Source organism: Acinetobacter corruptisaponis, assembly GCF_030053775.1.
GTDB lineage: Bacteria > Pseudomonadota > Gammaproteobacteria > Pseudomonadales > Moraxellaceae > Acinetobacter > Acinetobacter corruptisaponis.
The window spans coordinates 2,531,682-2,552,009 of record NZ_CP125669.1 but is presented as its reverse complement, the minus strand read 5'-3'; the positions used below and the strand labels follow the sequence as shown (position 1 = coordinate 2,552,009).

Here is a 20,328-nt window from a genome sequence, read left to right as displayed (position 1 = left end):
TGTGTTTTTTAAGGGTTTTCGTCAAGGTAATAAGTTAGTGATTGTTAGTTGTTTTTCTGTTTTTCAGCATTTCATAATGCCCACTACATAAGATTCTCCGTCTATTGGGTGTGCTCTTGTTGACCTTAATAAGATTAGGGTCAATAAAGTCAGAAATGTGGATACACATCGCTTTACGGTTCAGGTTATTTAGAGCCTTGATAAACTTCCAGCGAAAATATAAGAATATACTGCCAACCAAAATGGAAAGAGCACTAACCCCAATTATGATGTGAATGGCATTTGTCATGTTGTTCTCTCGTTTAGCTGTATGTATGTGCCTTTTTAGGTGGGACGTGTGGGACTTTTGGGACGTGTATAGATAAGATATTGATTATATATAAACAACATACGTCCCACTCTATAATAAATACGTCCAAAATATCAGTATGATACTTGGGACACAATGGGACGCATTACACTATGTCCCACACGTCCCATCTATGTCCCAAACATAAAAAACATATAACTTACTTAATGGGACGTTATAATATTTATATATAACAATGCATTAAACTAAAATATATTGGTAACGTCCCACACGTCCCGTCATAAAAACATGATTTCAGGATTCATCATCAAAGCTGTGCATCACATCAGCCTTAAAATGCATCATTCTCGGACGGCTGCCATCGGGTAATTTTCCGCCCATGCGTTTCACCACTCGGTCATCCTCACCCAGTACAAGCCATCCATTTGCTCTAAGGACCTTTTTGGCATTCGCTTCATTGAGTCCTATGCACATTTCCTGCTTAAACATGGTGCTTGATACAAGGTAGATACGCTCATCAGGGTCATAATAGCCAACACGGTTATGAATACGTGGGCGGATGGTTTCACCGTCAGGGTGTCGGATAATGGTCAGGCTTTCAAAACGGCTTGTCCCATGGGCTTCAAAGAATGCCTTGAAATGCTCCAGTATCTTGCTTTCCTCAATGTTTTCACCATTGCCCAGCGTACCTAGCCATGTATTAAAGCATTGTCCCACAGCTTCAAAGCTGCGCCCCTGCTGCCATCCTGTAATCCCTGCCTGTGTTGCCAGTTCACCTGCAACCGCCACCAATGCAAAACGGCGCAATACGCGCACCGCCTGACTGTTTTTGGTGGCATGTTTGACCATGAAGTCATCCAGCATGGTTTGCGCCTGTAGTATCAGGTCGTCTTTATTGGTGGTCAGGTACTCCAGCCATTTAATGCCTGCATGGCCGTAGTGTTTGGCTGCCAGTTCATTGATACGGTTGCCAACGTCACTGGGGCCATTACCATAGTTAATCTGCTCAAATACGCCGTAACCTTTGCCTGCATCACTGGGGATATGGGCAAAGCGGAGGAGTAGCCCTGCATCCATTTCAATGCCACCACGGCGTAAATGGTCCTCGAGGGCAATTTCACCTGTCGAGGTATACATCAGGTTAAAGTGTTTGGTGTCTCGGTTCCTGCCTGATTTACTGCCCCTGGCTTTGCCCTGTGCGCCTGTCAGCATATAGACAATATCCGAAACTGCTTTTGGGACCGCCTGCCGTAATTCATCAAGGTTGAGGAAATTGTCATTGCGGAGTTCGGCATCATTCTCCAGGGCGTTGTCAGTGGTTCGCCATGACTTTGATACGTCTTTGGGTTTTCCCCATATGCCACAGGCTGCCTTTGTGATGGTACTTTTGCCATCCGTGGATGTACCATAGATATGAAAGCCACCGCTTTCTATATCCAGTGGTGTCACCAGTTGCCCTGAGAATGCACAGGCAAAGGATAGAACGGCAAGGGCATGAGGTTCGATCAATCGGCTTAATTCTTGCCATCCCTCAAGCGTTCCCATTGTGCTGTAGGGGTCTTTCATCTCACTATGAAATAGCAACTCCTCACCATCGCCATTGTTGCCATAGGTTCGGTTGGTGGTGACAAAGGCATTGCCATACCATCCAGTCCGATCTACACAGCGAAAGCGTTTCTCTATGGGGTAATCCTGTAGGTAGTTGATGAATACATTCTTTTTATGGGTCTGTCGTGGTGGCATCAGGCCATGGCTGGCAATCAGCTTTAAAGCGTCCTGTGCCTCACCCATAAAGTTCTCATAGGGAATAATCAGGGTATGCAGTGTGCGGTCTTTATCATGGAACTGGATGACGCGTTTCCAGTTGTCATTTTTAAGGCTGCGGGCTTCTCCCAAAATGATTAGGGCATTGGAAATCAGGATTTTGCTCTGTTTGGTTTCGCCATTCTCGTCCTGTTTTTCCTTGATCTGATACAGGCCACTTTCAAGGATATGCAACCATGAGCCATCATCCATTTTAAACGGTTTGGCAATATGCCCCTTTGGAGGGGCTTTGGCTTGTTCAACTGCCACCTTGATCATGCCATCCAGTTCATCCTGTGACATGGCAAGGTTAGGCGGTTCAGGAATAAACGCCATTTTGACATTGAGGTCAGTGTAACGGCGTTGAATATCGTCCTGTTGATGGACTGGGGCAATAAAGCATAGGTCAGGATGTGCCTGCATTAATGCCTTGAGGGTATGGGCATTGATGTGTCCTGTAGGGTGGCTGGTATACACTGGATACGCTGTCTTAAATGCCAGCAATAAATCATCCGTTACTATCAATGGCAATTGTCTTTGTTTACGGCGGTTAAAATAGTGTCCACCATATCCATAAACAATGTCCTGAAAATTGTCTATTGATGGATTGGTGAATATAACCCCTTTTGGCATAAGGTCTGTATCGTATAAATCCCATACGGCTAAACCATACAGGGCATTGTCATCAGCCTCACCGTATTGGGTGGCGTTCTCAATCATTGAACGGCGTATTTCTGAGGGGCATCCGCCTAATTGTTTAATGATTTCATTTTGATATACAATCAGTAAACTTTCTGTTTGATGTTCTAAAGCGTCAATGATTCCTGTTGATACGTCACCATTGCCCACTTCCTCCAGTGGGCTTTGTTGTTTCTGAGGGGTAGAACGGCTTTCGCCGTCCTCAAATAGATCAGGTGTGGTGTCCCATGAGGGTCTCATATTCATTTATTACCCTCCAGTACGTCCATTTCCTCTTTGTAGGCTTTTTCTTGTTGTTGGTGGTAATCATTTCGGGTTAATGCCAAATATTGAAACATATCAATCATTGTTTCCAATTCAGAAAAATTACAGCCATGCACTCCATAACTTTCTTCTAAACGTTTTGATAGTTTTTTAACTTTCGCACGGATAAGTTCTATAGATGTTTCCATCCAGTCCATATCGACGGCTGCCAATGATTGAACGTCATAGATGTCATAAATATCGTAAGTTTTAGGCGTGTTTGATTTAGGCATGGGTATGCGCTCCTATTGATGATGGAGCTTTGCCAATTACGACCAAGTAATTAAGGTGGCAAAGCTGTAAAGGGTTGGTCGACAGGCTCAATAGGTTACCTGCATACTCGAAAGTATCCCTCCACAGCTTCGCCATAACATGCGAACGCATAGAGATAGTACGCATAAAAAAAGCCCTGAGCGGACTATATGCGCCTATTGAATGATAGCCGACCAAAGCTAACCTTGAGATTTTGCTCAAAGCAGAATCAATATAACGGCGTATAGGGCTATATGCAAGTTCTAAAGCTGAAAACGTGACTAAACATGACATCACAGCCTTATCATTTCTTAACAGGCGTTGAACGCACGTTGAATTAGGTTGCTCCACAGATTGATGGAGCAAGTCTAAACCATAAGGTTTTATTGGAGTCTGTATAGGGTTTAAATCTTGATTCATGGTTTAAGACCCCTGTTCCTTTGCCTGTTCTAGCAGCCTAAATACTTCACGTTGTGGCTGTGGCTCATATTCGCCGTGTATGCCATGTATCAGCTTCATTAGGCTTTCAAGGTGTAGCGTGATGTGCTTGTGGTTTGGCTCTGTACGTTCAATATCAATGGCAGTGTACATTGCTGTTTCTGAGTCCTTGCAAGCATCTAGGCGGTGAATGGCATAATGCTCGTTATCAATGACGAGGTCAGTGTATTCGTCCTGATCTGTACACGGGCGGAGTTCAGCTACAACGTAAGCGTTTTCTTGGTCTTTAAGCACTGGGGTAAGTTTAGGGTTTACAGATTTATTCATGGTGTAACCCCCTCAAAAGTAAGCTGTATATTTTCTTTACAGGTCTTGATTTTTAAAGCGTTCAAGTGCTTTTCATGTTTACGGCGGTGCATACCATGACTATGGAACGTACCTTTTTCTTTAGATACTTTTTCCTGCATACACAGGCGGTTCAATTCATCAAAAGCGGTCTGTCTTGCTGAATATGAACCAGTCTTTCTGAGTGTTGGCAATAGCTCTGCAAATACCCAGTTTTGGAAATTGAGTGCTTCGGGTTTATTTGATCTAAAAATGACACGGTAGAGATTAGGTTCATTGATAAAGATCAGTTCTTGTTTGCCACCATTGGTTGAAACACTTATTTTCTGTACACCAATTGGGTCTAATGCGCCATATCGTTTAGGGGTTTCGTTTTTAACGTACCCCCTTTGAATCTGTAGTAGGTCGGAAGAACGTGAAATATTTAAAACCTTACACACATCCGCCAAACAAAATAAAGGTTCGCCGTTGTCATCTAAAACAATACGAACGGAACTGGATTTAAAATCGAAATGGGTTACGGCGTTCATGCTGCCACCTCTTTTAATTCATATCTGGCATGTGTGCCTTTGTTGTTTAGGTTTGGTTCATTATGGGTCACGATGTCAAAACCTTGCTTTCTTAATCGGTCAATTACAGCCGAAAGGCGGTAGCAGTCGCATAGCTCTATGGCTTCGGCTTGGCTTATGGTTTTGCCTTGTTGGAGGTGGTCTAGGATGACAGTTTGATGATTCATGGTTGTGCCTCCAGTCCTTGCGCCTGCATCCATGCCTGCACATCAGATAAACGCCATACTGTGATGCTGCCTAGTTTGATTGGTTGAGGAAATTCACCTTGTTTCACCCATTGCCATATCGTCTTGTCAGATACGCCTAAGATGCCTCTGGATGCTGGACGTGCGGAGATGCGTTTAGTCTGCCCTTTGCACTTGCCTGCTTTATGGAGTTGGATACGTTCCTTGCGTTCAGGGAAATTGGCAAGGTCTTTGATGCGTAGGAAAGCATCAGAGTTTTGTAGATTGGCTATTGTCATAGATTCACCTATCAATTAAATGATTCCCCTGTCAGTTCGTGGCAAGGGTTGATAGATGCATCTAAACAGGTGAGATAATACGGCCCACAAGGGGCTTAAACGCAAAAAGAAAGGACGTAAAATTTACGTCCCTATAAGTACCTACCAATAAAATCATATAGTTAGAATATTATTTATTTTCTAATAATCTTTTTCTTGATTGGTGTAAGTCCCTAAATGGTGTAGCAATCTCTCTAATTCGCCGTGTTGGTGTATCGTCTTGCTCTCCATTATACGGCGTATTATTTTTTATCCATGTATTAGCTTTATTGTTATGGCTATCGGCTTTCGGGTTATTAACATACACGTCTAGCCACAACTTAATAGAATAGACTAAGTCAGGGGCATATCTATCTGTTTGGGTTTCATCAAGAATCAAGGCTAAAAGGTCAGGTTTATCATTCTGAATCGTTGGCGGTGTCTCTAGTTCCTGAATTTTAGATTTTAAATCCTGAATTTCTGTTGTTTGATCTGCTAAAAGATTCCTAAGTCGTACAATTTCACAGTTTAAATTTTCAATGCTTGGTTCTACTTGCTGAATGGATGGCTGTCCACAGCCTATAGTCTCTTGGGTTGATAGGTTGTCGTTTAAGCCATCAACTTGATTTGGGGTAAAGGTATTATTTTTAAAATAAAGTGGAAGTTTTTTAGGCTTATTTGACTCATCGTATGTTGTGTATAAAAAATTATCATCCACAAAAGTATCAAAGCCCGTCTCTTTTGAATCAGGATTATCAGCATTAAGTATATTTAAATAATTTTCATCCCATATAGGGATTAAGTCTGGGTTTAATTCAGGCAAATTTTCATCAAATAAATTTAAGGATTTTATAGGTTCTAAATTTAGGAATGCTTGTCTATACCAGTATGTTTTCTCAAGAAGTGCAACATTATCATTATTTAAAGGAATGCCCCAATCTTCCCATAAGGGATTGTAATTCTTTAATTCGGCCCATGTAGCACAATTATAGCTTTCAGAGATATTAGTCAGGTATTCAAAAGCCCAATTTCTGCCATATGGTCTAAACATGCCATAACTAAAATGTTTTCCACTTGTTTCTTTTATTTTGTAATCAGAGCCTTTTGTATGACACGCTAAATCACTAGGCACACCTTTATTTAATAAATATATAGCTACTTCTTGGATAGTTGAGTTTGTTTTTTCTTTTAAAAAAATGATAGCTTCTTTAAGTGAAATGTATTCATAGCTTTCATCTGTATTAATAAAGTCTAATAACCCCATATATGCCCCCACAGCATTCCCAAAAAGCCACTAGGTCAACATATTGGGTATATGCTTTCGGATGCCTCCTATACCTAGCTTACCCAGTATATTGAATCGCTTAGGTAGTGGCTAGGTGTGGAAAGTATTAGCACGGCGTTATTTGTCGTCTATATGTTATGCGGTCTTATGCTTAGGGAATGGAATGACATCCTGTTTTAGACTATCGAGATAGTCCGCCCATTGCTGCATCATCTTTTTACGCTGCGCTATAAACTTGGTACGGTTGTAGGCTGTACCCAAGTTATCAGGTACTTTGTGGGCCAGTTGATGCTCAATAACACTTACAGGGATGCCCATTTCTTCATTCAGAATGGTTCTGGCCATTGCCCTAAAACCATGTCCTGTGATTTCTTCCTGTGTGTCATAACCTAAACGGCGTATTGCTGCATTGATTGCGCCGTCACTCATAGGGATTTTATTGTTTCGGTAGCCAACAAATATATGTTCATGCTGACCTGTTAAGCATTGCAGTTCTTTTAAAATCTCGATTGCCTGTTTTGACAAAGGTACAATATGGTCCTGCTTGGTTTTGGTAATGAAGTAGCGCCATTCCTGTTTATCAAAGTCTATCTCGCTCCATTTGGCTTTTCTTAATTCGCCAATTCTCACAAAAAACAAAGGTGCTAACTTAAATGCACTTTTTACAACAAGTGTTGTATTGGGAATGCTATCTATTGCCCTTAAAAATTCGCCCACTTTGCTTGGGTCCGTAATCGCTGCAAAGTTCCTTGTTTTTACGGGGAGTAATAAACCGTGTAATGCTTGGCTTGGGTCGTTTTCATTTTTACCTAATGCCATGCCGTACCTAAATATCTGCCCACATTCCTGTAACGCTCGTTTGGCTGTATCAGGTGAGCGCCCCTCGATGCGTTTAATCACGCTCAATAGATCAGGTGATTTAATACTGGCAATATCCATTGCGCCGATAAACGGAAATATGTCCGCCTCTAAACGTGCTTTGGTTTTTACACTGGTGCTTACTGCCCATGTCTCTACTTTTTTCCTATACCACTCCATCGCCACATATTCAAAGCTATGCTCGCCGTTTAACTGGGTTAGGTTGCTCTTTTTGGCTTGGTTTGGGTCTATGCCCTCACTCAAGTTTTTTTTGGCTTCTGATAGCTTAATCCGTGCATCTGCTAACGATAGGTCGGGATAACTCCCCAAAGTGAGTGAACGCTGCTTGTTTTGATATCGGTAGGCATATATCCAAGTCTTACGACCAGTCGGGAAAACATGCAGTTGTAGCCCGTTGGTATCGCTGTATTTATCAGGCGTTTTTTTATTGGGATTGGCTTTAATTCGTCTTAGCTGTGCATCAGTCAACATAAGGCTTTCCCCCTTATTTGTTGGTATAAAATCTAGCGGACTGTTGGTATGAAATTAGGGCATTTGTTGGTATTAAATTGTTGGTATTGCTTTATACCAACAAAAATACCAACAAAGTATAGGTGATTAAGGGGGATGGATGGTAGTGGCTAGGGGTATAAAAAAAGGCTTAAACCTTTATGATTTAAGCCTTTGGTAATGTCTAGTAGTGTCTATTCTTATCAATTTGGTGGCGGGACCCAGGATCGAACTGGGGACACACGGATTTTCAATCCGTTGCTCTACCGACTGAGCTATCGCGCCAATGGCGTGTATTAAGCCGTATCTCAGGCAAATAGTCAATAACTATCCTGAGCTTTTGTTTTAAATGCCGATTTTTCACACAAAAACATCAGGCAAAAAAAATCCCTGATGGGATCAGGGATTGAAATTTCAAATTCATGGTGGCGGGACCCAGGATCGAACTGGGGACACACGGATTTTCAATCCGTTGCTCTACCGACTGAGCTATCGCGCCAAAGTGGGCGTATTAAACAATGTTTGTCAAAATCCGTCAAGTCAATTTGTGGATTTTTCTATTAACTGTTTAATTTTGCTACAATACTGAACAGGAATCTATTTTCAGCTAGATCTTGCCCAGATGCGACAGGCAACGGTGAATCGCGCCACAGCCTGGCTCAAACTGCTTCACGCCCTGCTCCTCTTCAATGCGGCAAACCTCCTCAACCAGACGTTCCGCCACGCCACGTCCACGATTGGCGGGGTGAACCACAATATATTCCAGCACACGGCTTTCACCTTGTCCTGTTGACCAAATTGCACCTATAATTTTGGTGTTAAATTCAGCGGTGTAAACTGTGGTATATTGTTGCAGATCTTGTTCAAGTTGCTGCATTGCATCTTGCCCATCACCAAACTCTGGGCTGGTGTCATAAAGTCGCTCTAGCTGGGTACGAATCCCTAGATTATCTAGAGAACGGTAAGCATGTACGGTAATAGGCATTGATTAACCCTCCTGAGCAAACTATGATGCTGTCACTTTTTCGTCACAGCGAAACTATCGGTTTTTAATTCAATCATTTTTGACGTTTTTTGAGGAACGTGTCCATGACGCAACGTATCAGTGAAGTGGTAAGAAATACCAACGAAACCAAAATTCGAGTTCGTCTCAATCTCGATGGTACTGGTCAAGGCACCCTCAACACTGGAGTTCCATTTTTAGACCATATGATTGATCAAATCAAGCGCCATGGTCTATTTGATATCGACATTCATTGCGATGGTGACCTTGAAATTGACGACCATCACACGGTGGAAGACTGTGGAATCACGCTGGGACAAGCCTTTGCGCAAGCTTTAGGTGATAAAAAGGGCTTGCGTCGTTATGGGCATTTTTATGCGCCACTCGATGAGGCACTGTCTCGTGTTGTGGTTGACCTGTCTGGTCGTCCAGGCCTGTTTATGGATATTCCATTCACCCGTGCCCGTATCGGAAGCTTTGACGTTGATCTATTCTCGGAATTTTTTCAGGGATTTGTCAACCATGCACTGATGACGCTGCATATTGACAACCTGAAAGGCAAAAACAGCCACCACCAGATTGAAAGTGTGTTTAAGGCGCTGGCTCGTGCCCTGCGTATGGCCTGTGAAATTGATCCACGTGCCGAAAATACCATTGCATCTACCAAAGGGAGTCTGTAATGACTCGTATTGCATTACTTGACTATGGTATGGGCAACCTGCACTCCGCGGCGAAAGCGCTAGAGCATGTGGGTGCAACGGTTGATGTCACCAATGATCCAAAGCTGATTGCCAAGGCGGACAAGATTGTTTTTCCAGGTGTTGGCGCAATGCGTGACTGTATGCAGGGTATGCATGAGGCAGGCATTGATGAGGTGGTGCGTCAGGCAGCTTTCAATAAACCTGTCCTTGCGATTTGTGTTGGCATGCAAGCTCTACTGCAAAGTTCGGAAGAAAATGGCGGTGTCGATGCACTTGGTATTTTTGATGGTGTAGTGAAACACTTCCCTGAAATTCCACATTTAAAAGTACCACACATGGGCTGGAATCAGGTTCACCAGCTTGATCCAGATCATCCTATGTGGAATAACATTGAGCAGGACACACGTTTCTATTTTGTGCATAGCTATTATGTGGAGCCAAAAGATTCGGCCATTACGGCGGCAATCTGTGATTATGGCGTGAACTTCTGTACCGCCATTCATAAGGACAACCTGTTCGCGACCCAGTTCCATCCAGAGAAAAGTCATACCGCTGGTTTGCAGTTGTTAAAAAACTTTGTGGAATGGAAGATTTAAGTCCGTTCCATGCAGATCAAGTTTCTTGTTATAACTTGATCTGCAACTCATAAAATATTTTAAGCTTTTATTCTGAAGATTTTTCTTTATTATTCTCATGCATACAATTTCTTAATTTTTACAATCCCATAAAAACACTTAGATAGGCATAACAATGAACTCATTGACTCAAACTGTGGATCATCCACTCAGCCCCAAAGGTCGTTTTGGCCGATTATCCTACGCCGCATGGTCTTTATTAAGTGGTCTTGTTGCGTGTATTGCCATTTTCATTTTGGCATTTGGCGCTGCACTATTAACTGGAGACAATCTTGAGCAAGGACAAGATTTTCCAATCCTTGCAATTGTCCTGTTTATCATCGTTTATATTGCTCTCATATATTTTTCTTTTGTTTTTACCATTCGTCGTTTACATGACCGTAATCAAAACGGATGGTTGTCGTTATTGATCATCGTCCCTTTTGTAAATCTGATTTTCCTGATTTACCTATTCTGTGCCAAGGGTACAGTGGGTGAAAATAATTTTGGTCCAGCACGAATCACTCAGGGTTGGGAAAAAGTCTTGGGTTGGATTTATATTATCCTTATCCCAATTGCCTTTGTTTTAGGGGTGGTCGCTGCAATTGCAATCCCTGCTTATCAGGACTATGTACAAAGAGCCCAACAGACACAGCAACAATATAATCACAATACTGAATAAATCCTGACTCAAAGTTATTCTAAAGCCAAGTTTTCTCACTTGGCTTTTTCATTTGTGCAAAAGCGTTTAAGCTCCACCCATCAGTTAAGTTTCAGTGAAAAGGGAAATGCAAGAACAAACCGTTGCATTAAGCAAAGAACAAATACGAGCGTTACCCGTATTCCAGAATCTACATCCTGAAAATATTCTGGTCATTCGCACGCTTGAACAGTGTCGTGAAATTCAGGATGAACTGAATCAGGTTAAAATCCTTGGTTTTGACACCGAATCCAAACCAACATTCAAGGTGGGCGAAAAATCCACAGGTCCCCACCTCATTCAGTTGGCAAGCCATGACAAGGCCTATCTTTTTCAGGTCAGCACAGAGATTCTAGGCTTTTTAAAACCGATTCTGGAAAATGAGCGGCAACTTAAGGTGGGTTTTGGCCTCAAAAATGATACCAGTGGATTCCGTCGCCAGGGAATTGAGCCAAAATCCCTGATTGAGCTGTCTAAAAGTTTTTCCAGCTTTGGCTATACCTCACAGGTCGGAGTACAAACAGCGGTGGCCCTACTTTTTCAGCGTTATTTTGCCAAGAGTAAAAAAATAAGTACCTCAAACTGGGCGGTCAAATACCTGAGTTCCAAACAAATCGCCTATGCGGCGGCAGATGCCTATGCAGCCCTGCTGATTTTTGACCATCTCTATACCCAGCAGTTACTCACACCTCAACTCCAGCAACAAATCAGTAGAATACTGGATGATTCAGTATCCAGGACTTAGAGATCGTCCAATACTTTGCTAATATGTAGCCAATTTAAACTTTAGATGATGCAAGGAGCGAAAGCATGCTAATCATCCCTGCAATTGACCTGAAAGATGGTAAATGTGTCCGTTTAAAGCAAGGACGCATGGAAGATGACACTGTTTTCTCTGATGATCCTGTAGCAACAGCACAACACTGGGTGGATGAAGGCGCACGTCGTTTACATTTAGTGGATTTGAATGGTGCTTTCGCAGGTACGCCAATTCATAAACCTGTGGTTGAGGCGATTGCCCGCGCACAGCCTGAGCTTCCAATCCAGATCGGTGGCGGTATCCGCTCCCTTGAAACCATCGAGCATTATTTAGAAGCTGGCGTGTCATTTGTGATTATTGGCACCAAAGCGGTGAAAGAGCCTGAGTTTGTGGAAGAGGCTTGCAAACGCTTTGCAGGCCACATCATCGTGGGGATTGATGCCATCAACGGTATGGTCGCAACCGATGGCTGGGCCAATGTGACCGATGTCAAGGCAACTGATCTGGCCAAGCGTTTCGCAGATGCAGGTGTTTCCAGCATCGTGTATACCGACATTGCACGTGATGGCATGATGCAAGGTGTCAACGTTGAGCAAACCGTGAGTTTAGCGGAATACTCAGGCTTACCTGTGATCGCTTCAGGTGGTGTCACCAACCTTGATGATGTCCGCAACCTGAAAGGCCAGAAAGGTATTTTAGGTGCGATTACAGGCCGTGCGATTTATGAGGGTACACTGAACCTTCGTGAGGCTCAGTTATTGCTGGATGAAGATCGCCTCTAAACAAAGCACTGAAAGAAGAGCCGTCAGGCTCTTTTTTTATTTGTGAGTTGAATAAATTGCCTGATCCACGCTGAAACAGATGATTTCTCTTGCATAGACGCTATCAGTTTATACACAATATAAAGTTGATTTTTACTGTTTCTACACCATGCCAACCCATCTCGCCTCCTCTCCCAGAGCTGCCCAGTTTGCGCTTATTTTTATTACCATGATCTGGGGCAGCACATTTCTGGCAGTGCAATATGCCCTGAATTTTAGTAGCCCCATGTTTTTTGTCGGCTGTCGTTTTGCTGTCGCAGCCTTGGCCATCCTACTGATCTCAATCAATTCCATTCGCGGGTTAACCCTAAAGGAAACACTGGCAGGCACCGCAATTGGTGTAGTGATTGCAATTGGTTATGGCACGCAGGCCATTGGTCTACAGACCATCCTCAGCAGTGAATCAGCCTTTCTGACTGCCCTGTACGTTCCACTCGTACCAATCCTGATGTGGGTTATTTTCCAGAAACGCCCCAGTTTAATGACATGGGTGGGTACAGCACTGGCATTTACAGGTCTGGTGCTTTTAACGGGAAATGGTTTCTCCAGTATCCGCCTCAATTACGGACAGGTGCTGACCCTGATCTGTGCCTTTGTGATTGCCCTGGAAATTATCTTGATTGGTTATTTTGCTGGAAAGGTCAATCTCAGGCGGGTTACGGTGGTTCAGCTTGCCGTTGCCTCACTCCTCTCTTTTGCCAGTATGCCGATGGTGGGTGAACACAAGATTCCTGAATTTTCATGGGCACTGCTGCTGATTGCTGTGGCCCTAGGTTTAGCCAGTGCCCTGATTCAGTTCGTGATGAACTGGGCACAGCGTATGGTTGATCCAACCCGTGCCGCAATCATCTATGCTGGTGAACCTGTCTGGGCAGGCTTATTTGGGCGGATTGCGGGTGAGCGACTGCCTTTACTGGCCTTGCTGGGAGGTTTAATGGTGGTTCTAGGGGTATTGGTCAGTGAGTTAAAATGGAACAAGCCTAAACAAAAAGAGCGCTAAAAAGCGCTCTATGCTGCTGATGGCTCTTTCTTTTTCATTAACATACAGGGTTGGTAATATTCCACCGTAGGCATGGGCTCATAAAATGGATGCAGCAACGCTTTCCACTCCTGATAGGCGCTGGACTTCCTAAAACCCTCGGTATGGTTTTCAAGCTGGTCCCAGAAAATCATCAGTATATAACGATCCTGCTGCTGCATATGCTTAATCAGTTGCACGGCATTTAGGCCGTGCATGGGATAGATAATCTCTTTGGCTTGCTGGAAAGCCTGCTCAAATGCCTCACTTTGATCAGGCTTAATATTTAAATGCACATGCTCAATAATCATGCTTTATCCTATTTTATTGGTACATGGGTTTATTATCATTCAGTGCGATTAAACCACGAATAGCCCGATAAACAATCCAGACCCACGCAGCAAAAATCACCAGTACACAAAATACCGTACCAGAGAGCGCAACGCCAGCAAATGCATTGGCATTGTCCCCTGTAAAGAATAGGAAGAAAAATGGAATAAAGGCGATGATGTTCCAGGCCAGATACCACCAGAATGTACGGATCTGCCAGGTAAAGTGGCTTTCAAAGATTGAGCCACGCACATCACCACGCTTGACATAATTAATAATGAGCGCAATGACTGCCAATAAACCACCAGAAAAAATTGCAATAATATAAAGCACATAAAGAACCAGCGTTAGAGTACGGTTCGGGTCTTGATCAACGGAATAATTCATTTTTATTTATCTCCAGACACGCCCTCAATAAAAGACATTGAGCGGCGAAATTAACCAACATATCAACAGTATATGAAAGGCTATGGTACAGAAATAAATCTTACGAAATGGTTGTTTTTGTGTTTTATGTCGCAATTTTTGTTGTGCAAGCCAACCCGCACACCATCCCCCCAAGGAATCCACGATATGCAAGGTCTGTTCTGGAATACGGCGGTTCCCCAACTGGGCCGCCTCTTTGTCCTGTGCATATAGCCAATAGCTCAGGACATTCATCAGGCTGACAAACAGTAGCGTATAGGGTGGCAGCAGCCTGCTAAAACTTGCAATCAGCATAAAGATAATATAAATGATGATACCAATCTGCATGGGTGACCACGCTTTAGACTGTTTTGGTTGAGCTGGTTCAGCCCGATGCTCAATCACCTGTGACGCTTTCAGGTAGGTCACCTGCTGGGCACGATAGCGACCACGCTCATCCAGAATCACTGTATATTCCAGCGCACAGCCGACAATCGGACGTGGCCCTGTACGGGCAAAGTCCTTAATGTGCAGAAACACACGCTCCTTATGCGCATCATTGGGTTGAATAAAGCCATAGCCCCTGTCATCAAACCATTCCACCAAACGTCCTTGATCTCGCATATTCCTATCCTAAACCTAACACTTGTTGTAAACGGTCTTGTAGCATCATACGCATTTCTATCGGGTCTTTTTGCAAAATATCCTCCCCTGTGCGCCCCTGCTCAGCATTCTTCTGTGCGACCTGCAAACGCATACACCAAAAACGGCAGGCCGCCATTGCTAAGAAAATATCTAAACAAGCTAACTCATCTTGTGTCAGTGGGCGCACTTGTTGATAGGCGGTGAGGAATGTCTCTGCTTTTTCCATATCCAAATGTGCCTGCGGATAACTGGTACAGAAATCATTGATGCTAATGGCAATATCAAACAGCCATTCATCTTGGTTGAGCTCATAAAAATCGAGGATACCGTTGAGTTGACTGCCCTCAAACAGGGTGTTATCCCGAAATAAATCTGAGTGAATAAAGCCTGTTGGCCGATCTGGATATTCCTGACTAATCACCTCAAATAGCTGAAATACCTGATCTAAAAGTTGTTGGTCTGCTAGGGGCATCTTGGAGCGTAGTTGGCTGGCAACCTCTGACCAATAGGCATGATTGCGATTAAAATCACGTTGTAATGGAAAATCCTGCAAGGCCAGATGCAGTTTGGCCTGCGCCTGCGCAATCGCCTGCACCTGCTCAATGCTGGCCTGCTCAGGATGCTCACCCATTAAGCGTGGCGCAATCTGGGCAGGTTTGCCTGCAATGCTATGGATAGCCTGACCGTGATGTTTCAACGGCACCGCGACAGGTACGCCTGCCTGCCCCAAACAGTCCAGCACAGGCACCAGTTCCCCCGCCCCCTCGGCATCCAGTTCCTCAAAAACCGTTAAAACATACTGTTTCTGTGTATGATCCACCAAAAAAAAGTTGGTGTTTTGAATACCGCCCTGGATTGGAATCAGGTCAATCACCGCCAAACCATAAGGCTCGGCAAATGCCTGCACTTCCTCTAAACTCAACGGGGTATAAACCGACATGGAAAACCTGCAAAATATCACTCTGATTTTGATAGAATACCCGTTCCCTCCATGAAGGTGTAGCACCAGAGTCGGTCTCCTTTCTCTCTTGGCGATTTTTTGGAAAATTTTATGCTCGCAAAACGTATTATCCCTTGCTTGGATGTTGATAATGGCCGAGTTGTTAAAGGCGTTCAATTCCTTGATATTCGTGACGCAGGTGACCCTGTTGAGGTTGCGCGTCGCTACAACGAACAAGGCGCCGATGAAATTACCTTTTTAGATATTACCGCTACCCATCATGGACGCGATACGACTTACCGTACGGTAGAACGTATGGCTGAAAGCGTGTTCGTGCCTTTAACTGTGGGGGGTGGCGTGCGTAAGGTTGAGGACATCCGTTTACTACTGAACGCAGGTGCCGACAAGGTTAGCATCAACTCGGCTGCGGTGTTTACCCCTGAGTTTGTGCAGGAAGCCTCACAGCGTTTTGGCGCACAATGTATCGTGGTTGCCATTGATGCAAAAAAAACAGGTGAGAATAAGTGGGAAATCTTTACCCACGGCGGTCGTAAACCGACTGGGATTGATGCGATTGAATGGGCTGTCAAAATGGCGGACTTCGGCGCTGGTGAACTGCTGGTAACCAGTATGGATGCCGATGGAACCAAAGCAGGTTATGACATCGCCTTAATGCGTCAAATCAATGATCGTGTCAGCATTCCAACCATTGCTTCAGGCGGTGTCGGAAACCTACAGCATTTAGCGGATGGAATCTTAAAGGGTGGTGCGGATGCGGTTCTGGCTGCCTCGATTTTCCACTTTGGTCAGCACACCATTCCAGAAGCCAAACAATATCTGGCTGAGCAAGGCATTGAAATGCGTTTATAAGCCACATCACAGGCGTAGCTGGGTTTTCGGTTACGCCTTAATTTTTAAAAGAATAAAAATATGTATGACACTTTACTCTGGACTGTTATTTTTACTTTTGCAGGTTGCATGTTTTTTCTGTTTTCAATATTCACCAAAATTTAAAGATAGTGATGGGCGTTACCTGCTCACAGGTTTAAGCCTGCAAAACGAGTAGGCAAAAAAATACCTTGCATAAGCAAGGTATGGAAAAATGCGTTTATTCAACGCTAGAGGGTAAGAAAAAATATAGTCACTTTGATTAAATTCTGAGCATCTTCAATGCTTGAGCTAAGATAGTAGGATAATGCACAAAAATATTGACATTAAAATCAGATTTTATTGACAATTCACGACAAGGAATCATGTTCTGGGGTCGTAAATTGTCAAAATGGCAACGTCTCTTTCGCACTTGCCGATCTGCTGTTAAGCCTCCGATTCTGTTTGTTCTTCCTCAACTACAACAGGCTGCACCAGTTTTGGCTTATGCTCCACCCACTTTGCAGGAAAAACCGATTCGATTGCGTTACCCAAAGCTCTGGAAACAGACTGTGGCAATGGCAGACCAAGTGGATTGGCCTCCTTTAAGTCCGCCGATGACACCACACGGGTTCCCATAATGTAGTCAAACCATGGTCGCGTTACACACCAATTCGCATCTTGATTCGAATTCATATGATGATCGTAATGCCAAGGAATGGTACGCTTCGCCCAATCAGGCTCAAGATGGGCACGGCGATGAACATAATAATAATTCCCCGCACTATAAATCGCTGCAAGCGCCATGCCTTTTGAAAAAGGATAGAACACAACACTTAACACACCTGCGGCTACAGCAAGTGACATTAACTCATTGCGCGTACGCCAGTTGTCCAGACCCTCGACATAACAATCATCAGAAAAGCCCTGCTTGCGCACTTCACGGTGGTGTGCCCAGTGCGATTCCATCTGTTTTGGCGTTGGGCTGAAACGTGGCTTGCCTTTACGGTGAACCCCATGCAGTAGATATTTATGGGCAAACCATTCATAACCGTTTGCAATCACCAAACCTGCAACAAAACCCTTTAACATGCAGTAGTCTCCCAATGTTTCCTTATTTTTATTAAAGATATAAATTTTTGTAGGCGAAGTATTGACGATGCGCTATATTTGTATTGACAAAACACGACAAACTGGGGAACAGACAGGATGTCTCAACTCAAGAATTATACAGGCTCTGTTTATGGCGGATTAGGGCATTTATTAAAGGCTTATTGCGAAACAAAAAATATTGAAATTCCTGAGCAATTACAACAAGTCCAAAATCTTGAACGTTTTGATTACGTCATTTGGCGTGACTTACTTGAAGATCTTAATCGTTTAAATCCCAAGACAGGTTTAGGCTTAGAAATTGCAGAGCACGTACAACCTAAACATTTAGGAATTATTGCTTATCTCGCACTGTCATGTGAAAACTTGGGCGAAGCATTGGCGCGTTATCATGATTTTCATCGCTTAATTTATGATGGTAGCCCTCTCGTCGTTGAATTTAACCCACCCTACGCATCAATCCGCTGGGAAGCTCCAGAACCCAACCCAACCCAATTAACAGATGAAATTGCAATTGCGCTGATGGTGCAATTCCATAAGTTATTTCTGTCAGGTGAAGATCTCAATCTACACGAAGTGCATTTTGTGAATACCGCACCGAAAAACATTATGGTTTATGAGCAGTATTTCCGTTGTAAAGTCCGTTTTGATCAGCCTAAAACTCAGCTACTTCTACCTGTTACCGAAGCCTTTAAGCCACTTCGAACAGGCGATCACACTTTACAGCAATTGTTGCTACAACAAGCTCAAGCTTTATTGGATAAGCTTCCCAATTCCACTCAACTCGATCAACGTCTACAACATGCAATTTTGACTGGATTACAAAAAAATCAATATCAAATCGATTTTATTGCAGAAAAATTAGGATTATCGGTAAGACAATTACAACGCCACTTACAACAGCAAAACACCACCTTTCAAGAACGTGTGCAACAAGTACGTTTTATGCTCGCAACGGAATATTTAAAAGATCCGCATTTGAGCCTACAAGAAATTGCCTTGCTACTTTGCTATTCGGAACAAAGTGCTTTTCAACGTGCATTTAAAATTTGGACTGGTTTAACTCCACAACAGTGGCGAAAGAACAATACCATTTATAGTTCTTAATCAAATTGATAAGGAAACGATGGTTTCTTAAAGCATTTTTTATAGAAATGGATTTTCGATTTCCTGTTCAGGTGGGCGCTGAATTTTATCAGGGAGATTTTCCTGCTCCAGGGCTGTCACCACCTCATTCATAAAGGCCTGCAACTTTCTGGCAGCCTGTAAACCAACCTGATCTTTAGTGATCTGTAGGTTTCCATATAGACTGACACAATCGACCTGATTTTCCAGCGTCAGGTCATAGATTGCCGAAGACTCATTTCCATCCACAAAAGGCTTAAACATCTCGTTCCCTCATTGTTATTCTCTTTTCATCACAGTGAGCCAAACCCTGATAATTTTCAATAGGCCCTACATTATCTCAACAATTGTAAAAAATACTGCACCATCGCATCAACCAACTGCTTGATGAGGGCCTGCTTGGTTTCCTCATCAATCTGTGGCAACTTACTTTCAGCAGTCTGGGACTGTCCTGAAGCAAACTGCTTTTGTTGAGCCTGAATGCTGGCGGTATCGGCTTCTTCCGCACACTGGCTTTCCGCATCCCAACGCATATATTTAATGTCTTGGCTGGCTTTCACCTGAGCTGCGCTCAACGGTAACTGATAGATGTTGCGCTTCTGCTGCTCGGTCAGTTGCGGGAATAAATTAACCCCCAGCTTCTCTTCCAGATAACAGATACTGACGACCCTGACCTGCTGTGAATCATTGTTAGGTGCATAATAGGCACCGCTAATCCCCTGTTTGGGCAGATACACCGCCTTATACACGGCCGTTGGCACAATCACGCCATTCCCAATGGTTTTGAGCCGCTTTCCCTCAAACACGGGACCTGTGACAATATAGGCATCCCTATGCTGTTTGGTCACAATCGCGCGCACGGCCTCCTCCAGCTTACGCCAGACTTCCTGATTATTTTTAGGGGCCTGTGGCACCATATTAGCTAAAGAGAAACTATCATATTGTGCAGCGGTGTTATTCATATCGCCATTTGGCGCCATGTGCCCACGGTCATAGCCTGAACCACGGTAGTCTGTCAGCAATGCACGATGCGCCTGTTGCACCCGTGTTTCCTCATGGAAATTGTCTTCACGCTTGATCTTGATGCTTAAACGTTCAGGTGTCAGATACTCGGCCGACCACAACGGGGTTTTAGAGACCCCCGAATACATCACGTTAAAGTCATTAAAGCACAGCGCATAACTATCTTTTTTTAGACTTTCTTTTGTAAGTAAAGGAGGAACATCTCGATAAAATTGTTCTAAACAAGCCCCATGACTCGATGGCAAAGGAATTAATTTAGAAATTTTTTCATTACCAAATGCAATTGCGAAACTGCCTGTTGCGATCAAAGCAAGAACAATTTTTCCAATATTCTGGCTTAAAAAATTAGCTTGAGTTTTAGCCTTTTTGCTTGGTTTCTTTGCCATAACCACATCAAGATCAACATGAACGCG

General features: G+C 43.5%; 25 protein-coding genes and 2 tRNA genes. 8 read left to right on the top strand and 19 right to left on the bottom strand.

Features of this window, described 5'->3' with window-relative positions; all coding sequences use genetic code 11:
• Window positions 1-604: 604 nt before the first annotated feature.
• From QLH32_RS12160 to QLH32_RS12105, 12 genes are all read right to left on the bottom strand, one after another.
• On the bottom strand, window positions 605-3,058 hold the full coding sequence (locus tag QLH32_RS12160) for a DUF927 domain-containing protein (RefSeq protein WP_283266430.1): 2,454 nt from the start codon (window positions 3,056-3,058) through the stop codon (window positions 605-607).
• Window positions 3,055-3,348, bottom strand: a complete 294-nt coding sequence (locus QLH32_RS12155; protein ID WP_283266429.1) for a hypothetical protein — start codon at window positions 3,346-3,348, stop codon at window positions 3,055-3,057. Before QLH32_RS12155 ends, QLH32_RS12160 begins: the two co-directional genes overlap by 4 nt.
• The gene (locus tag QLH32_RS12150) at window positions 3,341-3,661 is read right to left on the bottom strand and encodes a hypothetical protein (protein ID WP_283269331.1); all 321 of its coding nucleotides are present in this window, start codon (window positions 3,659-3,661) and stop codon (window positions 3,341-3,343) included. The genes QLH32_RS12155 and QLH32_RS12150 overlap by 8 nt, the downstream gene beginning before the upstream one ends.
• A 129-nt stretch (window positions 3,662-3,790) precedes the next feature.
• The gene (locus QLH32_RS12145; protein ID WP_283266428.1) at window positions 3,791-4,132 is read right to left on the bottom strand and encodes a hypothetical protein; all 342 of its coding nucleotides are present in this window, start codon (window positions 4,130-4,132) and stop codon (window positions 3,791-3,793) included.
• Window positions 4,129-4,680 carry a BRO-N domain-containing protein gene (locus QLH32_RS12140; RefSeq protein WP_283266427.1) on the bottom strand — a complete coding sequence of 184 codons (552 nt, stop codon included), beginning with the start codon at window positions 4,678-4,680 and terminating at the stop codon, window positions 4,129-4,131. Before QLH32_RS12140 ends, QLH32_RS12145 begins: the two co-directional genes overlap by 4 nt.
• Window positions 4,677-4,886: a helix-turn-helix domain-containing protein gene (locus QLH32_RS12135; protein ID WP_283266426.1), complete on the bottom strand. Its 210-nt coding sequence runs from the start codon at window positions 4,884-4,886 to the stop codon at window positions 4,677-4,679. The genes QLH32_RS12140 and QLH32_RS12135 overlap by 4 nt, the downstream gene beginning before the upstream one ends.
• The gene (locus QLH32_RS12130) at window positions 4,883-5,182 is read right to left on the bottom strand and encodes a helix-turn-helix transcriptional regulator (protein WP_283266425.1); all 300 of its coding nucleotides are present in this window, start codon (window positions 5,180-5,182) and stop codon (window positions 4,883-4,885) included. Before QLH32_RS12130 ends, QLH32_RS12135 begins: the two co-directional genes overlap by 4 nt.
• A gap of 169 nt (window positions 5,183-5,351) precedes the next feature.
• Entirely contained in the window at window positions 5,352-6,464 is a 1,113-nt protein-coding gene (locus tag QLH32_RS12125) for a hypothetical protein (protein ID WP_283266424.1), read from the bottom strand.
• Window positions 6,465-6,620: 156 nt separating this feature from the next.
• The gene (locus QLH32_RS12120) at window positions 6,621-7,835 is read right to left on the bottom strand and encodes a tyrosine-type recombinase/integrase (RefSeq protein WP_283266423.1); all 1,215 of its coding nucleotides are present in this window, start codon (window positions 7,833-7,835) and stop codon (window positions 6,621-6,623) included.
• A 227-nt stretch (window positions 7,836-8,062) separates the two neighbouring features.
• A tRNA-Phe gene (locus tag QLH32_RS12115) sits at window positions 8,063-8,138 on the bottom strand.
• A gap of 138 nt (window positions 8,139-8,276) precedes the next feature.
• Window positions 8,277-8,352 (bottom strand) — tRNA-Phe (locus QLH32_RS12110).
• 108 nt (window positions 8,353-8,460) lie between these two features.
• Window positions 8,461-8,838 (bottom strand): GNAT family N-acetyltransferase, encoded by a 378-nt coding sequence (locus QLH32_RS12105; RefSeq protein WP_004760493.1) that lies wholly within the window; start codon window positions 8,836-8,838, stop codon window positions 8,461-8,463.
• A gap of 104 nt (window positions 8,839-8,942) precedes the next feature.
• Between QLH32_RS12105 and hisB the strand changes: the two genes are divergently transcribed.
• The 6 genes from hisB to QLH32_RS12075 all read left to right on the top strand — a co-directional run bounded on the left by hisB (window position 8,943) and on the right by QLH32_RS12075 (window position 13,452).
• Entirely contained in the window at window positions 8,943-9,536 is a 594-nt protein-coding gene (hisB, locus tag QLH32_RS12100) for an imidazoleglycerol-phosphate dehydratase HisB (RefSeq protein WP_267980828.1), read from the top strand.
• A complete protein-coding gene (gene hisH / locus QLH32_RS12095) occupies window positions 9,536-10,153 on the top strand; it encodes an imidazole glycerol phosphate synthase subunit HisH (RefSeq protein ID WP_283266422.1) in 618 nt (205 codons plus the stop codon). The genes hisB and hisH overlap by 1 nt, the downstream gene beginning before the upstream one ends.
• 154 nt (window positions 10,154-10,307) lie before the next feature.
• The gene (locus tag QLH32_RS12090) at window positions 10,308-10,853 is read left to right on the top strand and encodes a DUF805 domain-containing protein (protein WP_283266421.1); all 546 of its coding nucleotides are present in this window, start codon (window positions 10,308-10,310) and stop codon (window positions 10,851-10,853) included.
• 106 nt (window positions 10,854-10,959) lie between these two features.
• Window positions 10,960-11,616 (top strand): 3'-5' exonuclease, encoded by a 657-nt coding sequence (locus QLH32_RS12085; RefSeq protein ID WP_283266420.1) that lies wholly within the window; start codon window positions 10,960-10,962, stop codon window positions 11,614-11,616.
• Between the two features lie 65 nt (window positions 11,617-11,681).
• Window positions 11,682-12,413 (top strand): 1-(5-phosphoribosyl)-5-[(5-phosphoribosylamino)methylideneamino]imidazole-4-carboxamide isomerase, encoded by a 732-nt coding sequence (gene hisA / locus QLH32_RS12080; RefSeq protein ID WP_004760490.1) that lies wholly within the window; start codon window positions 11,682-11,684, stop codon window positions 12,411-12,413.
• Between the two features lie 148 nt (window positions 12,414-12,561).
• Window positions 12,562-13,452, top strand: a complete 891-nt coding sequence (locus tag QLH32_RS12075) for a DMT family transporter (protein WP_283266419.1) — start codon at window positions 12,562-12,564, stop codon at window positions 13,450-13,452.
• Between the two features lie 8 nt (window positions 13,453-13,460).
• Here the strand turns inward: QLH32_RS12075 and QLH32_RS12070 are convergent, their stop codons facing one another.
• Genes QLH32_RS12070 through QLH32_RS12055 form a run of 4 tightly spaced genes read right to left on the bottom strand, consistent with a single transcriptional unit; the run spans window position 13,461 to window position 15,790 of the window.
• Window positions 13,461-13,781 carry an antibiotic biosynthesis monooxygenase family protein gene (locus tag QLH32_RS12070; protein ID WP_279958735.1) on the bottom strand — a complete coding sequence of 107 codons (321 nt, stop codon included), beginning with the start codon at window positions 13,779-13,781 and terminating at the stop codon, window positions 13,461-13,463.
• A gap of 13 nt (window positions 13,782-13,794) precedes the next feature.
• The gene (locus QLH32_RS12065; RefSeq protein WP_004683474.1) at window positions 13,795-14,187 is read right to left on the bottom strand and encodes a DUF4870 family protein; all 393 of its coding nucleotides are present in this window, start codon (window positions 14,185-14,187) and stop codon (window positions 13,795-13,797) included.
• A gap of 24 nt (window positions 14,188-14,211) precedes the next feature.
• Complete coding sequence (locus QLH32_RS12060; protein WP_279958736.1) at window positions 14,212-14,829, bottom strand: DUF1294 domain-containing protein; 618 nt, start codon at window positions 14,827-14,829, stop codon at window positions 14,212-14,214.
• Between the two features lie 4 nt (window positions 14,830-14,833).
• Complete coding sequence (locus tag QLH32_RS12055) at window positions 14,834-15,790, bottom strand: homoserine kinase (protein WP_283266418.1); 957 nt, start codon at window positions 15,788-15,790, stop codon at window positions 14,834-14,836.
• 111 nt (window positions 15,791-15,901) lie between these two features.
• On the opposite strand from QLH32_RS12055, the gene hisF reads away from it, so the two are divergent.
• The gene (gene hisF / locus QLH32_RS12050) at window positions 15,902-16,660 is read left to right on the top strand and encodes an imidazole glycerol phosphate synthase subunit HisF (protein WP_267980836.1); all 759 of its coding nucleotides are present in this window, start codon (window positions 15,902-15,904) and stop codon (window positions 16,658-16,660) included.
• Between the two features lie 444 nt (window positions 16,661-17,104).
• On the opposite strand, the gene QLH32_RS12045 is transcribed toward hisF, so the two are convergent.
• A complete protein-coding gene (locus tag QLH32_RS12045) occupies window positions 17,105-17,749 on the bottom strand; it encodes a sterol desaturase family protein (protein WP_283266417.1) in 645 nt (214 codons plus the stop codon).
• Between the two features lie 117 nt (window positions 17,750-17,866).
• On the opposite strand from QLH32_RS12045, the gene QLH32_RS12040 reads away from it, so the two are divergent.
• Window positions 17,867-18,874, top strand: coding sequence for an AraC family transcriptional regulator (locus tag QLH32_RS12040; protein WP_026443915.1), 1,008 nt, complete (start codon window positions 17,867-17,869; stop codon window positions 18,872-18,874).
• Window positions 18,875-18,913: 39 nt separating this feature from the next.
• Here the strand turns inward: QLH32_RS12040 and QLH32_RS12035 are convergent, their stop codons facing one another.
• Both QLH32_RS12035 and QLH32_RS12030 read right to left on the bottom strand, forming a co-directional pair.
• A complete protein-coding gene (locus QLH32_RS12035) occupies window positions 18,914-19,156 on the bottom strand; it encodes a hypothetical protein (RefSeq protein WP_283266416.1) in 243 nt (80 codons plus the stop codon).
• Window positions 19,157-19,227: 71 nt separating this feature from the next.
• Window positions 19,228-20,301 carry a DNA/RNA non-specific endonuclease gene (locus QLH32_RS12030; protein WP_283266415.1) on the bottom strand — a complete coding sequence of 358 codons (1,074 nt, stop codon included), beginning with the start codon at window positions 20,299-20,301 and terminating at the stop codon, window positions 19,228-19,230.
• Between the last annotated feature and the right edge of the window lie 27 nt (window positions 20,302-20,328).